Source organism: Pseudomonas putida (genome assembly GCF_030159595.1).
GTDB lineage: Bacteria > Pseudomonadota > Gammaproteobacteria > Pseudomonadales > Pseudomonadaceae > Aquipseudomonas > Aquipseudomonas putida_AC.
This window is the reverse complement of record NZ_BSKJ01000082.1, coordinates 1-206: the sequence shown is the minus strand read 5'-3', so window position 1 is coordinate 206 and position 206 is coordinate 1. Positions and strand designations below refer to the sequence as shown.

The 206-nt window shown below is 48.5% G+C and carries 1 tRNA gene; it reads right to left on the bottom strand.

Features of this window, described 5'->3' with window-relative positions:
• Positions 1 to 129: 129 nt before the first annotated feature.
• Positions 130 to 205: transfer RNA gene (locus QQL85_RS26605), tRNA-Ala, on the bottom strand.
• Position 206 lies beyond the last annotated feature (1 nt).

The following is a 206-nucleotide window of genomic DNA, read 5'->3' as shown; positions in this document are numbered from 1 at the left end:
ACTGGTGTTCAGTCTATTTCTATCACATATCCGAATTTTTAAAGAACGATCTGACAAAAGTCAGAAATCAACATTCATCACCGAATGTTCATTTCTAAGTTCTGACAAGCTACTGCGTACGGCGAAAAGTGGTGGAGCCAAGCGGGATCGAACCGCTGACCTCCTGCGTGCAAGGCAGGCGCTCTCCCAGCTGAGCTATGGCCCCG